The 14,012-nt window shown below is 71.0% G+C and carries 10 protein-coding genes and 2 tRNA genes; 9 read left to right on the plus strand and 3 right to left on the minus strand.

Annotation, left to right across the window (positions count from 1 at the left end; all coding sequences use genetic code 11):
* Positions 1-414: LLM class flavin-dependent oxidoreductase (locus FNH05_RS16995; protein ID WP_144589355.1), on the minus strand; the 414-nt coding region annotated here is incomplete at its 3' end.
* Positions 408-1,310: a TIGR03620 family F420-dependent LLM class oxidoreductase gene (locus FNH05_RS17000; RefSeq protein WP_144589357.1), complete on the minus strand. Its 903-nt coding sequence runs from the start codon at positions 1,308-1,310 to the stop codon at positions 408-410. The genes FNH05_RS17000 and FNH05_RS16995, both read right to left, overlap by 7 nt.
* A gap of 89 nt (positions 1,311-1,399) precedes the next feature.
* Here FNH05_RS17000 and FNH05_RS17005 point away from each other — a divergent pair, with 89 nt between their 5' ends.
* From FNH05_RS17005 to FNH05_RS17030, 6 genes are all read left to right on the plus strand, one after another.
* Positions 1,400-1,972 carry a TetR/AcrR family transcriptional regulator gene (locus FNH05_RS17005; protein WP_144589359.1) on the plus strand — a complete coding sequence of 191 codons (573 nt, stop codon included), beginning with the start codon at positions 1,400-1,402 and terminating at the stop codon, positions 1,970-1,972.
* A gap of 81 nt (positions 1,973-2,053) precedes the next feature.
* Complete coding sequence (gene serA, locus FNH05_RS17010; protein WP_144589361.1) at positions 2,054-3,652, plus strand: phosphoglycerate dehydrogenase; 1,599 nt, start codon at positions 2,054-2,056, stop codon at positions 3,650-3,652.
* Positions 3,653-3,803: 151 nt separating this feature from the next.
* On the plus strand, positions 3,804-7,148 hold the full coding sequence (locus FNH05_RS17015) for a S8 family serine peptidase (RefSeq protein WP_425458454.1): 3,345 nt from the start codon (positions 3,804-3,806) through the stop codon (positions 7,146-7,148).
* 205 nt (positions 7,149-7,353) lie between these two features.
* Positions 7,354-8,397, plus strand: a complete 1,044-nt coding sequence (locus FNH05_RS17020; RefSeq protein WP_144589363.1) for a 3-isopropylmalate dehydrogenase — start codon at positions 7,354-7,356, stop codon at positions 8,395-8,397.
* A 254-nt stretch (positions 8,398-8,651) separates the two neighbouring features.
* Complete coding sequence (cimA, locus tag FNH05_RS17025; RefSeq protein ID WP_144589365.1) at positions 8,652-10,277, plus strand: citramalate synthase; 1,626 nt, start codon at positions 8,652-8,654, stop codon at positions 10,275-10,277.
* A gap of 141 nt (positions 10,278-10,418) precedes the next feature.
* Positions 10,419-11,189, plus strand: coding sequence for a fumarylacetoacetate hydrolase family protein (locus FNH05_RS17030; RefSeq protein ID WP_144589367.1), 771 nt, complete (start codon positions 10,419-10,421; stop codon positions 11,187-11,189).
* On the opposite strand, the gene FNH05_RS17035 is transcribed toward FNH05_RS17030, so the two are convergent.
* Positions 11,177-12,418, minus strand: a complete 1,242-nt coding sequence (locus tag FNH05_RS17035; protein ID WP_144589369.1) for an FAD-dependent oxidoreductase — start codon at positions 12,416-12,418, stop codon at positions 11,177-11,179. The two genes, FNH05_RS17030 and FNH05_RS17035, sit on opposite strands and share 13 nt — an antisense overlap.
* Positions 12,419-12,861: 443 nt before the next feature.
* Here FNH05_RS17035 and FNH05_RS17040 point away from each other — a divergent pair, with 443 nt between their 5' ends.
* The 3 genes from FNH05_RS17040 (at position 12,862) to FNH05_RS17050 (ending at position 13,869) form a co-directional block, all read left to right on the plus strand.
* Positions 12,862-13,557 (plus strand): HAD family hydrolase, encoded by a 696-nt coding sequence (locus FNH05_RS17040; RefSeq protein ID WP_144589373.1) that lies wholly within the window; start codon positions 12,862-12,864, stop codon positions 13,555-13,557.
* Positions 13,558-13,651: 94 nt separating this feature from the next.
* Positions 13,652-13,723: transfer RNA gene (locus FNH05_RS17045), tRNA-Gln, on the plus strand.
* Positions 13,724-13,796: 73 nt separating this feature from the next.
* Positions 13,797-13,869, plus strand: a tRNA-Glu gene (locus tag FNH05_RS17050).
* Positions 13,870-14,012: the final 143 nt, after the last annotated feature.

Consider the following 14,012-nt stretch of genomic DNA (forward strand, 5'->3'; position numbering starts at 1 on the left):
GGCGGCGGGCGGGTTGACGGCGGCTTCTTCGTCCATTCGCGACAGATAGTTGCGCATGCGGGTCAACGGTGTGGTGAACTCCTCGCCGACCTGGGCGGCCTGGAACGGGTGCCCGATGCCGATGCCGAGCACGAAGCGGTCCGGGTAGCCCTCGGCCAGCGCTCGTCCGCCGGCCTGCATGGTCGGGGCGGGCCGCGCCCAGAGGTTGGCGATCCCGGTGCCCACGGCGAGCCGTTCGGTCGCGGCCAGCGCGATCCCGCTCCGGGCGAAGGCGTCACGGTTGCCGACGGTCTCGCCGGACCACACCGAGCCGTACCCCAGCCGTTCGATGCGGCGGAGCTGTTCGCGTTCCACCCGCACGGGGGCGGGTGTGCCGCCGAACAGCCACACTCCGACCGGTCCGAGATTCAGCATGTCTTCTCCTTGACGGTGGTTTCGAGTGCGCCACCGGTGAGTGCCGGGGCGAGTCGTGCCAGATCCCGCGCGGCGTGCGCGGGCTCCTGGGTGAGCGGGGAGATCAGGACGTGGTCCGCCCCGGCGTCGAGTTGCCGCCGTACGCGCCGGGCGATGGCTTCTTCGTCCCCCCAGGCGACGACCGCGTCGATCAGCCGGTCGTCGAGGCGGCCGGGGTCGTGGCCGAAATCCCGCCACGGCCGTGCGTAGGGGCCGTTCCCGAGCACCAGCGCCACCATTTCCCGGGCCGTCGCACGGGCGACGGAGGGATCGGAACCGAGGAGCACGGGCTGGTGGACGACGAGGAGCTTGCCCGGGCCAAGGACTTCGCGGGCGAACGCGGTGTGTTCCGGCGGAGCGAAGAACGTATGCGCGCCGTCGGCGGCGTCCCGCGCCAGTTCCAGCATTCTCGGGCCGAGCGCGGCCAGTACCCGGGGGAACGGCGCCGCGGGCGGGTTGGCGTCCGCCTCTTCGTCCATTCGCGACAGATAGTTCCGCATGCGGGTCAACGGTGTGGTGAACTTCTCGCCGACCTGGGCGGCCTGGAACGCGTGCCCGATGCCGACGCCGAGCACGAACCGGCCCGGGTGGCCCTCGGCGAGTGCCCGTCCGGCCGCCTGGGCCGTGGGCGCGGGCCGCGCCCAGAGGTTGGCGATCCCGGTGCCCACGGCGAGCCGTTCGGTGGCGGCCAGCGCGATCCCGCTCCGGGCGAAGACGTCGTGTCCGCCGATGCCCTCGGGAAACCACACCGAGCCGTAGCCCAGCCGTTCGATGCGGCGGAGCAGGTTTCGTTCGCCGGGTCGGCCCTCGCCCGTGTCGCCCAGCAGCCGGACGCCCACGGTTCCCAGGTCCAGCACTCTTCCCCCTTAATGTGAGGCAGCCTCCGGTTGGCTTCGCCGACTATAGCGGAGGCTGCCTCCGTCTGTCACGGGCTAGGGTGGTCCGGATGACCGAAGTCCCCGCTCGCGCGATGCGCGCCGATGCCCGCCGCAACTACGAGCGGCTGCTCGGCGAGGCGAAGCGCGCGTTCGCCGAGCAGGGGATCGACGCTTCGCTGGAGGAGATCGCCCGCCGGGCCGGGGTGGGCATCGGCACCCTCTACCGGCATTTCCCGACCCGCGAAGCGCTCCTCGAAGCGCTGCTGAGCGAGCGGTTCGATGCGCAGGCCGCGGGGGCCGACGAGCTCATGGCGCACCCCTCGCCGATCGACGGTCTCAGAATGTGGGCACTTCGGCTCGCGGAAATGTCCATGAGCTACCGGGGGCTGGTGGAGGCGACGGCCGCGGCGCTCGCCAACGAAAGTTCGCAGCTGTACCGCTCGTGCCACGCGATGCAAGAGGGGGCATCCCGCCTGGTCACGCGCGCACTCGAGGCGGGACAACTGCGGGCGGACGTCACCGCGCTCGAAGTCCTCCTGCTGGTCAATTCCTCGGTCTGGGCCGCCGAACGGGCGCCGGACGGCACTCCTTCCCTGGCCCGGCTTGTCGATCTTGTTTTCCTGGGGTTGCGCGCCCGTTAACGCAGCGCGGGGCCGCACGACTAGACTCGTCCTCATCAGACCGCGAGCTGCGTTTTCAGCGTTCTACTTGGGAGCCTCATCGTGACCAACCCCGGCAAGCCCGTCGTCCTCATCGCCGAAAAGCTCGCCCCCTCCGTGCTGAGCGTGTTCGGTGACGAGGTGGAAGTCCAGCATGTGGACGGCACCGACCGCCCCGCCCTGCTGGAGGCGGTGAAGGGTGCGGACGCCCTGCTGGTGCGGTCCGCCACGAAGGTCGACGCCGAGGTGCTGGCCGCCACGAGCCGGCTCAAGGTCGTCGCCCGCGCCGGGGTGGGCCTGGACAACGTCGAGGTGCCCGCGGCCACGGCGCGCGGTGTACTGGTGGTCAACGCGCCCACGTCCAACATCGTCTCCGCCGCCGAGCACGCCATCGCGCTGCTGCTCGCGGTGGCCCGCCGCGTTCCCGCCGCCGACCAGAGCCTGCGGGGCGGCGAGTGGAAGCGCAGCTCCTTCACCGGGGTCGAACTCAACGGCAAGACCGTCGGCGTGGTGGGCCTCGGCAAGATCGGGCAGCTGTTCGCCCAGCGCATGGCCGCCTTCGGCACCACGATCGTCGCCTACGACCCGTACGTCTCCAGCGCCCGCGCCGCGCAGCTGGGCATCGAACTGCTGAGCCTGGACGAGCTGCTCGCCCGCGCCGACGCGATCTCGATCCACCTGCCCAAGACGCCCGAGACCAAGGGACTCATCGACGCCGAGGCGCTGAAGAAGACCAAGCCCGGTGTCATCATCGTCAACGCCGCCCGCGGCGGGCTGATCGACGAGGCCGCGCTCGCCGACGCGCTGCGCAGCGGTCACGTGGGCGGGGCCGGGATCGACGTGTTCGTGGCCGAGCCCACCACCTCCAGCCCGCTGTTCGAACTGCCCAACGTCGTGGTCACCCCGCACCTGGGTGCCTCGACCGCCGAGGCGCAGGACCGCGCGGGCACCGACGTGGCCCGCTCGGTGCTGCTGGCGCTGCGCGGCGACTTCGTCCCGGACGCGGTGAACGTGGCCGGTGGCGGCCCGGTCGGCGAGGAGGTCCGCCCGTACCTCGCGCTCACCCAGAAGATCGGCACCGTGGTGTCGGCGCTGAGCCAGAAGGCGCCCGCCTCGATCACCGTCACCGTCAGCGGTGAACTGTCCAATGAGGACGTCAGCGTGCTGGAGCTGGCCGCGCTGCGCGGCGTGTTCTCCGGTGTCGTCGAGGACCAGGTGACCTTCGTCAACGCGCCGCGGCTGGCCGAGGAGCTGGGCGTGCAGGTCGAGCTGGTCAAGGAGTCGGAGAGCCCGAACTGGCGCAGCCTGGTCACCATCCGCGCGGTGCACGCCGACGGCACGGCCAGCACCGTCTCGGGTTCGGTCACCGGCAAGGGCGAGGTGCCGAAGCTGGTCGCGGTCAACGGCCGTCACTTCGACTTCCGCACCGAAGGGCACCTGCTGCTGCTGGAGTACCCGGACCGTCCCGGCATCATGGGCCGGGTCGGCACCCTGCTCGGCGAGGCCTCGATCAACATCGAGGCGGCGCAGATCAGCCAGACCACCGACGGGACGGACGCGATCATGCTGCTCCGCGTGGACCGCGAGGTCGACTCCCACCTGCTCGAGCCGATCGCGGTGACCGTGGGCGCCCGCACCATCCGCGCCGTCACCTTCGCCTGACCAGCCGGAGACCACCACCGAAAAGGGCCGTGAGGATCACCTCGCGGCCCTTTTCGCGTCCCGACGAAAGTCTGATTACTCCGGTTCGCCCTTTCTGACCCGCTTGTTCTCCGTTAGGTTCGCCTCCTCGCGATGATCAGGAGTGGACTCGATGAGAACTGGGGCCCGGCGCCTCCGCACGGCCGCTATCGCCATGATCACCAGCGTCGCCACCACGGCGGCGCTCGGGGTGAGCCTGTCCGGTTCCGCGAACGCCGCCGGTTCCGAACCACTGGCCGAGGCACTGGCACCGCCGGGCGTGAGTGCGAGCGGCCTGATCGGCAAGCTCTCGCCGAGGCTCGGCGCCGCGAACGGCCGGACGACGGCGTTCATCGAACTGGACCGGCCTCCGGCCGTGGAGGCGTTCAACGCCGAGCGGGCGAAGGGTTCGGGCCGGGACCGGGCGCGGGAAGCGGCGAACGCGGCCAGGGCCGGGGTGTCCGGCACGGTCGGCGCGGTGCTGGGGCAGCTGCGCACCCTCGACGCCGGTACGAAGGTCCTGTACCAGACGGCGAACGCGGTGTCCGGGGTGGTGGTCACCGCGGACGCGGCGAAGATCCGCGAACTCGCGCAGCGCCCCGACGTGGTGTCCATCCGCACCGTCGTGCCCAAGACCCGCGGCAACTCCGGCGCCGTGCAGCTGACCGGCACGCTCGCGGCCTGGCAGCAGTCCGGCCGTTACGGCGACGGCGTCCGCATCGGCGTGATCGACGACGGCATCGACTACACACACGCGGACTTCGGCGGCCCCGGCACTCCCGAGGCCTACCGCGCGATCGACCGGGCCAAGCCGACCCCGCTGTTCCCGACGGCGAAGGTGGCGGGCGGTGTCGACCTGGTCGGGGACGACTACGACTCCGCGGGCGGCACCGGCTCGCCCACCCCGGTGCCGGACCCGAACCCGCTGGCCTGCGGTGAGCACGGCACGCACGTGGCGGGCACGATCGGCGGCTTCGGGCTCGAAGCGGACGGCAGCACGTTCACCGGCGACTACGCGAAGCTGACCCCGGAGGCGGTCGGTGCGATGCGGATCGGGCCGGGCACGGCGCCGAAGTCGCTGCTGTACGCGATCAAGGTGTTCGGCTGCTCCGGCTCGACGAACGCCACTGCCCAGGCACTGGACTGGGCGCTCGACCCGGACGGCGACGGGGACTTCTCCGACCGCCTCGACCTGGTCAACCTGTCGCTGGGCAGCGACTTCGGGGCACCGGACGACCCGGACTCGCTGTTCGTGCGCAAGCTCGCGGCCAACGGCGTGCTTTCGGTGATCTCCGCCGGAAACGGCGGTGACCTGTTCGACGTCGGCGGTTCGCCCGGCAACACGCCGGAAGCGCTGACCGTGGCGAGCACCCGCGACGCCTCGGTCCTGCGGGACGCCGCCGACGTGACCGCGCCCGACGGCCAGGCCGGGGCGCAGGGCGGGCAGTACAGCCAGAACTACACCGGGTACGACACGCTGGACACCACCGCCGCCGTGGTCCGGCTTCCGGCCGGGAACGCCGACGGCTGCCAGGCGTACCCGGCCGCGGACAAGGCCGCGGTGGCGGGGAGGTTCGTGTGGCTCGAATGGGACGACAACGACGCCACCCGGGCGTGCGGATCGGCCAAGCGGGCGGGCAACGCCCAGGCAGCCGGGGCGAAGGGCGTGCTGCTGTCCTCCACTGTGGAGCATTTCGCGGCCGGGATCGCGGGCAACGCCGGGGTGCCGATGTTCCAGTTCACCGCTTCGGCGACGGCGCGGCTGCGCCCCGCGCTGGAGGCGGACACCCTGGCCGTCCGGCTCCGCGGTTCCGGCCGGGCGAGCCTGCCGACCCGCGACCAATCCATTGTGGACACGCCGAGTTCGTTCACCGCCAGGGGAGTGCGCGGCCCGGCGGTGAAACCGGACGTGGCGGCGCCCGGTGACACGATCTCCTCGGCGTTGCGCGGCAGCGGTGGCGACCGCACGGTGCTCTCCGGCACCTCGATGGCCGCGCCCCACACCGCGGGCATCGCCGCGCTGGTGCGCCAGGCGCACCCGGACTGGCCGGTCGAAGAGATCAAGGCCGCCGTGGTCGGCACCGCGGGGCCCGACGTGGTCGCGAACGGGAAAACCTACGCGCCGCAACGGGTCGGCGCCGGGCGGGTGGACGCGAAGGCGGCACTGGACACCGGGGTGGTGGCCTACGTCGCCGACGATCCGGGTGCGGTGAGCGTGAGCTTCGGCACCGTCGAGGCCGGCGGTCCCGTCTTCCGCACCAAGACCGTCAAGGTGGTCAACCACGGCGACCGCCCGGTCACCTACCGGCTCGCCTACACCGACATCGACCGGCTGCCCGGCGTGCGCTACGTGCTGTCGGCGACCACGCTGCGGATTCCCCCGCGGGGCACCGGCCTGGTCCGCGTCACCCTCCAGATCACCGATCCCGGCGCGCTGCGCAAGCTGCCCGACCCGACACTGGAAACCACCCAGGCGGGCCTGCCCCGGCAGTTCGTCGCGGACGCCTCCGGGCGGATCGTGCTGACCCCCGAAGGGGGCGGCGTGCCGCTGCGAGTGGCGGTGTACGCCGCGCCCAAGCCGGTGTCGGCGATCACCACCCCGGACCGGTTGTGGTTCGGCGGGGACCAGGCCGTGCTGCGGCTCGGCGGGCGCGGGATCGACCAGGGCGAGGGCAGCGCCCGCTACCGGTCGCTGATCGGCGTGTTCGAACTGCAGGCCTCTTCGCCGCGGCTGCCCGCCTGCCGGGGCGGGAAGACGGACGGTTGCACGATCAACGGCACCGCCCGCGGGGGCGACCTGCGCCACGTGGGCGCCGCCTCCACGGCCCCGCTCGCGCGGCGCCAGGGCAGGCCGCAGGACGCGCTGCTCAGCTTCGGCCTGTCCACCTGGGGCGACTGGGCGAACCTGGGCGGCAACACCATCCCGTTCGTCGACATCGACACCACCGGCGACGGCAGGCCGGACTTCGAGTCCTACGTCACCAAGGCGCCCGGCACCGACGTGCTGGTGGTGAACACCGTGGATCTGGCCGCACCCGGCCTTCCCTCGGTGGACGTCCAGCCGGTGAACGGGCAGTTCGGGGACACCGACACCAACGTGTTCGACACCGACGTCGTCGTCCTCGGAGTGCGGATCGCCGCACTGGGCATCGACCCGGCCGCGGCGAAGGGCCGGATCACCTACACCGCCGGGGTGGCCGGGTACTACACCGCACCCGGCAGCTCCACCGGCCTGATCGACAGCATCGACACCCCGCTGTCGTTCGATCCGCTGGCGCCCGGCTACTCCGTTCAGGGGGCTGGAGGGGCCTCAGGGCCGCTGTACCGGGCGCAACCGGGGGCGGGCCTGCTCGTCACCCGCGACGCCGCTTCGGCCGCGCAGGACACCGTCCAGGGCCTGCTGGTGCTCGGCCTGCACAACGGGGCCGGCACCCGGGACACCGTGGTCGGGCTCCACTCCGGCGGGCGCCCGAGCTGATCGGGGACCGGCCGCGCGGACCGCCGCGCGGCCGGTCATCCCTCCTTCGGGTGCTACTCGGACGGGTGTCCCGGACAGTGGGAAAATCCGTCATAAGGGTGGTGCTGCTTCGGGTTGTTGACGACAGCCGGTAACCTGCCGTCGCTGGTTCTTTCGTGCGATCGGGCGAGCGGAGCCCGGTTGCACTGTCGACGGAGGTGTCTGGATGCGGCTCGCGGTGATCCCAGGAGATGGGATTGGGCCCGAAGTGATCACCGAGGCGCTCAAGGTCCTCAACGAGGTCGCGCCCTCGGTGGAGACCACCCACTACGACCTCGGCGCGGCCCGCTGGCACGCGACCGGGGAACTCCTCCCGGAATCGGTGCTCAGCGAGCTCCGGCAGCACGACGCGATCCTGCTCGGCGCCGTCGGCGACCCCACCGTGCCCAGCGGCATCCTGGAGCGCGGCCTGCTGCTGCGCCTGCGCTTCGAACTCGACCACCACGTCAACCTGCGGCCCGCCCGGCTCTACCCCGGTGTGCGCGGTCCGCTCGCCGACACCAACGCCGAAATCGACATGATCGTGGTCCGCGAGGGCACCGAGGGCCCGTACGCGGGCAACGGCGGTCTGCTGCGCAAGGACACCGAGCACGAGATCGCCACCGAGGTGAGCCTCAACACCGCCTTCGGCATCCGCCGGGTCGTCGCCGACGCGTTCAACCGCGCCGAGCAGCGCCCGCGCAAGCACCTGACCCTGGTGCACAAGACGAACGTGCTGCTGCACGCCGGTTCGCTGTGGTCGCGCATCGTCGAGGAGGTCTCGCTCGAGCACCCCGACGTCACCGTCGCCTACTCGCACGTGGATGCCGCGACCATCCACCTGGTCACCGACCCCGGCCGGTTCGACGTGATCGTCACCGACAACCTCTTCGGCGACATCATCACCGACCTCGCCGCCGCCGTGACCGGTGGCATCGGCCTGGCGGCCAGCGGGAACCTCGACATCACCCGCCGCAACCCGAGCATGTTCGAGCCGGTGCACGGCAGCGCCCCGGACATCGCGGGCCAGGGACGGGCCGACCCGACCGCGGCCGTGCTGTCCGTCTCGCTGCTGCTGGACCACCTCGGCCAGCGCGAAGCGGCCCGGCGGATCGAGGCCTCGGTCGCCTTCGACCTGGCCACCCGGGACCAGGCGAACCCGGGTTCGACGCACGCGATCGGCGACCGCCTCGCCGCGCTCGTGTCCTCGAACACCCGCCCCGTGGCCTGACAGGCCACCTCCGGACGGAATTCCTGTGAGGGGTCCCCTCACGGCTTCCGGGAATCGCGCTGGGAGTGGGACCGGCCACCTTGGCCGGGTCCTGGTGCTGTGGCATGATGCGGTTATGGCTTCTTCCGCCGTCATCATTATCGGCAGGCGCGCCGGGTAGTGTTCCCTGTGGACACCGGCGCGCAGACCTCTCGCATCCGCGGGAGGTTTTTTCTTTGCCCGCAAGCCCTGAACCGCACAGCAAGGAGACGACCGTGACCCGCACGGAGCCCGCTGGAACCCCGCTCGGTGACGATTTCCACCTCTACGACACCACTTTGCGCGACGGGGCCCAGCGCGAGGGCATCGCGTATTCGGTCACGGACAAGCTGGCGGTGGCACGGCTGCTCGACGAGCTGGGTGTGGGGTTCATCGAAGGCGGCTGGCCCGGCGCGCTGCCGAAGGACACCGAGTTCTTCGCGCGGGCGGCGGCCGGTGAACTGATCCTCAAGCACGCCGTGCTGGTGGCCTTCGGCTCCACCCGCAAGGCGGGCACCACCGCGGAGAAGGACGCGCAGGTGCGGGCCCTGCTCGACGCCCAGACCCCGGTGGTGACGCTGGTCGCCAAGTCCGACCGCCGTCACATCGAGCGCGCCCTGCGGGTGGACGTCGCCGAAGCGTGCGCGATGGTCACCGACACCGTGTCGTTCCTGGTACGGGAGGGCCGCCGCGTCTTCGTCGACGCCGAACACTTCTTCGACGGCTACGCCCACGACCCCGACACCGCGCTGCGCGTCCTCGACGCCGCCGCCGGTGCCGGTGCCGACGTGGTCGTGCTGTGCGACACCAACGGCGGCCAGTTGCCGCTGGGACTTGCCGAAACCGTGCGCGAGGTCGCCGAGCGCACGGGTTTCCGGCTCGGCATCCACTGCCAGGACGACACCTCCTGCGCGGTGGCCAACAGCATCGCGGCGGTCCAGGCCGGCGCGACGCACGTGCAGTGCACCGCGAACGGGTACGGCGAGCGGGCGGGCAACGCCGATCTGTTCGCGGTGACGGGAAACCTGGTGACCAAGCTCGGCATGGAGGTCCTCCCCACCGGAGGGGCCGCCGAGTTGACCCGCGTCTCCCATGCCCTTGCCGAAGTCGCGAACATCGCCCCCGACACCCACCAGGCCTACGTCGGGGCCTCGGCCTTCGCCCACAAGGCGGGGCTGCACGCGAGCGCGATCAAGGTGGATCCGTTGCTGTACAACCACATCGATCCCTCTCTCGTCGGCAATGACATGCGGGTTCTGGTCACCGAGATGGCAGGCCGGGCCAGTCTCGAGCTCAAGGGACGTGAGCTCGGGGTCGATCTGGCCGGCAGGCCCGAAGCGGTGACGAACGCGGTCAACAAGGTCAAGCGGCTGGAGGCACAGGGCTGGTCCTTCGAAGCGGCCGACGCCTCGCTGGAACTGTTGCTGCGCAAGGAGGTTGGCGGGGCGCAGGGCGAGCCGCTCGACGAGCCGCCGTTCACGCTGGAGTCCTACCGGGTGGTGCTCGACCACCGCGACGATGGCGAGGTGATCTCGGAGGCCACCGTCAAGGTGCACGTCCAGGGCGAGCGGGTGATCGCCACCGCGGAGGGCAACGGCCCGGTGCATGCCCTCGACGCGGCGCTGCGCAAGGCACTCGTCGGTCACCTGCCGTGGCTGGACACCGTCGAGCTCGCCGACTACAAGGTGCGCATCCTGGCCGGCCACCCCGGCACCGACGCCACCACCCGGGTGCTCGTGCAGTCCAGCGACGGCGAGCAGGAGTGGACCACCGTCGGCGTGCACCCGAACATCGTCGAGGCGAGCTGGCTGGCCCTGTGCGACGCGCTCGTGCACAAGCACCTGCGCACCCTCCTCCCCTGACCGTTCCTCCCGGAAAAGCCTGCCGAACGGTGCCGTGCGGGGTCCCCTCACGGCACCGTTCGCGGCTGAGCGTCCACTCGGGACGCCGCCGGGGCGGTACGCGATCACGGCCGGTGCGGGAAGGGACTAGACTCGGCGGACGTGCGGTTAGCTCGAATTGCTCATCCCGGCGGAGTCGCGTTCGCGTCCATCGAAGGGGAGGGCGGCGACGCCCAGGTCCTCGAAATCGCCGAACACCCGTTCGGCAAACCCAACTTCACGGGTAAGCGCTGGCCGCTGGCCGACGTGCGCCTGCTCGCGCCGATCCTGCCGAGCAAGGTGATCGCGGTCGGGCGGAACTACGCGGCGCACGCCGCCGAGTTCGGCAACGAGGTGCCCAGCGACCCGATGATCTTCATCAAGCCCTCGACCAGCGTGATCGGCCCGAACGCGGCGATCAAGCTGCCCGCCGCCTCGCAGCGGGTCGACTTCGAGGGCGAGCTCGCCGTGGTGATCGGCCAGCCGGTCAGGAACGTGCCCGCCTCGCGCGCGGCGAGCGTGATCCTCGGCTACACGATCGCCAACGACGTGAGCGCCCGCGATCTGCAGAAGTCCGACGGGCAGTGGGGCCGGGCGAAGGGTTTCGACACCTTCTGCCCGCTGGGACCGTGGATCGAGACCGCGGTCGACCCGTCGGATCTCGCGCTGCGCACCGAGCTGGACGGCGTGGTCAAGCAGGACTCCCGCACCTCACTGCTGGTCCACAAGATCCCCGAGCTGGTCGAATTCGTCTCCGGCGTGATGACCCTGCTGCCCGGGGACGTCATCCTCACCGGCACGCCCGAGGGCGTGGGCCCGATGACGGCCGGGCAGCAGGTCTCCATCACCATCGAAGGGATCGGCACCCTCACCAACCCCGCTCAGGCGGCCTGACGGTCCGGGGGTCGGCGGGCGAAGGCCGGGGCATGCTCCGGCAGCAGGCCGACCCCGATCAGGCGGGCCGGAACGCGGCGTAGCGGCGGGAACAGGTTCAGCACCCGCAGAACGGTCCTCGGTGGCCCCTCACGGCGGCCCTCGATCACCGGGCGGATCACCGTCCGGTGCATGAGCCGCTGGATCAGCTGCACCACCACCGTGGGCAGCAGGCGGCGCCGGTGCACCCGGGCCAGCTCGCGCCTGCCGACGCGTCCGGTCAGCAGGGGGCCCGCCAGTAGCCGGGCGGTGGCCACCGCGTCCTGGACGGCGAGGTTGATGCCCACCCCGCCGATCGGTGACATGGCGTGCGCCGCGTCGCCGATGCACAGCGCCCCGTCGACGTGCCAGCGGCGCAACAGGTCGAGCCGCACGTCCAGATGCTTGACGTCGTCCATCGACGTGAGCCGGGCCAACCGGCCGGACAGCTCCGGCAGGACCGCGGCGATCCGCGCGCGGAAGGCGTCCAGGCCCTCGGCGCGCAACTGGGCGTCGAGGCCCTTCTTCGCGAGGTAGGCGATCTGGAAGTACTCCTCGCGCGGGATGACGACCGCGAAGTGGCCGCGGCGCATGCCGGGAATGAGCGTGGGGCGCTCCCCGCTTTCCCGGGGCAGCCGGAACCACCACGTGTCGATCGGCACGGGGAATTCCCGGGGCCGCAGTCCGGCCTCCCGGCGGACCACCGACCACCGTCCGTCACAGCCCACGGTCAGCGTGGCGCGGATCTCGCCGTCGATCCCCTCCGCGGTGCGATACCGCACGCCGGTGACCCGGCCGTGTTCCCGGAGCAGGCCCACGACCTCGGTGTTCATCCTCAGGTGGAACCGGGGCTCGGCGCGGCCCGCCTCGGCGAGCAGGTCGAGCAGGTCCCACTGCGGGACCATCGCGACGTAGGGATGCGGCACGCGGAGCGCGCTCAGATCGGCGAGGACCAGGTTCTGCCCGTTTCTCCCGGGAATCGCGACCTGGGACAGCTTGTTGTGCGGCAGCGCGGCGAACTTCTCACCGAGGCCGAGTTCGTCGAGCAGCGTCAGGGTGGAGGGGTGCACCGTGTCGCCGCGGAAGTCCCGGAGGAAGTCCGCGTGCTTCTCCAGCACGGTGACCTCGACGCCAGCCCTGGCCAGCAGCAGGCCCAGGATCATGCCGGCGGGGCCGCCCCCGGCGATCAGGCAGGTGGTCCGCTCGTTCATCGGTGACCCCCAAATTTTTCATCGTGTGTTGAATAATGCCAGCATGAACCTCGCGGGCCGCCGCGTCAAGGCGACTGGGCTGGACGGGTGAGGCGGGGGAAGTGTCCAAAAGCGACAGTAGGACGACCGACAGTCAACAGTGGAACGAGAAGTTCGGAGCCCGCCGTCACCGGCGCAGGGGTGAGGCGTGCGTGTGATCGGTGGCACAGGGAACTGGTCGGGCCAGCGATTTCGATCGAACGGCGCAGGAGTGCGGTGTCGGGCAACTCACAGTAGGGGTGGTCTGGTGGGAAACGAGACCGCTTATCACCTTGTCGGCCGAGTCGCTCGGGCGCTGAGTCCCCTAGCCTCGCTGGGTGGATTTTGCGCGCACCCGTACGACTGCCCCCGACGCCGCGCTGGGCGCTCCGGTCGACCCCTGGACGCCGCGGAGCCTTCGTCTGGTGTGTCTGGACATAGACGACACTTTGATCGATTTCACGGCCGCGGGCCGCCGGGCGCTGATCGCCCTGATCGGCCCCGTCGACCGCTGGCCGCTCTGGGAGCGGATCACCGATCGTCATGTCGCGCTCGTGGTCGCCGGCGAACTCGACTACGCCTCGATGCACTGGAAACGCAGTCAGTGCTTTCTGAGGGAGCTGGGGATGGTGGCCGACGACGAGGACGCGAGACGGTTCGAGGCGCAGCGGAAAGAGCTCCTGCGCCGCTCCTGGCGGCTCTTCGACGACGTGTTGCCCTGTCTCGACTGGCTGCGGGCCGCCGATGTGCTGCTCGCCGCGATCACCAATGCCTCCGGTGCCCACCAGCGCACCAAACTGGCCGACCTCGGCCTCTCCCGGTTCTTCGACCACGTGGCGATCGCGGGGGAGGTGGGCGTGGCCAAGCCCGATCCTGTGATGTTCCACTCGGTCTGCGACACCCTCGGCTGCGATCCCGCCGAGGCCGCCCACGTCGGGGACAAGCTGAGCACCGATGCCGTCGGCGCCCGCGACGCGGGGCTGGCCGGCGTGTGGCTCGACCGCCACGACAGCGCCGGGGTGGCCGTCCCGGCCGGGGTGCACGTCATCGGCAGCCTCGACGAGCTGCCTCAGCTGCTGGTCAGCGAGTTCGCCCGGATCGGCGTGCCCGCGCAGCGCTGATCACCGGCCCCCGGTTTCGGGGCCTTGTGGGCCATGGTCTACTATTTCTCCTCGGCGGTACTGATCCGGATCGCGAACGGAACAGCCAAACCGTTGGGGTATGGTGTAATCGGCAGCACGACTGATTCTGGTTCAGTTAGTCTAGGTTCGAGTCCTGGTACCCCAGCTGCGAAGCGGAAATCTTGGTCTGATAAGGTTCCTCTCGCAACGGCAAGCCGGAAGGCGAGCCAAACAGCTAGGCCCCCGTCGTCTAGCGGCCTAGGACGCCGGCCTCTCACGCCGGTAGCGTGGGTTCGAATCCCATCGGGGGTACGCACCACGAGAGCCACCAACCATCCGGTTGGTGGCTCTCGTGCTTTGTGTGCCCGCTTGCTCGCTCCGCTCCGCCCGCTCCCGCTGCCCCGCCAAATCCCTGTCGAACGACTGCCGTGAGGGGTCCCCTCACGGTCGTATCG

Source organism: Amycolatopsis rhizosphaerae, from assembly GCF_007713715.1.
GTDB classification, from domain to species: Bacteria; Actinomycetota; Actinomycetes; order Mycobacteriales; family Pseudonocardiaceae; genus Amycolatopsis_E; species Amycolatopsis_E rhizosphaerae.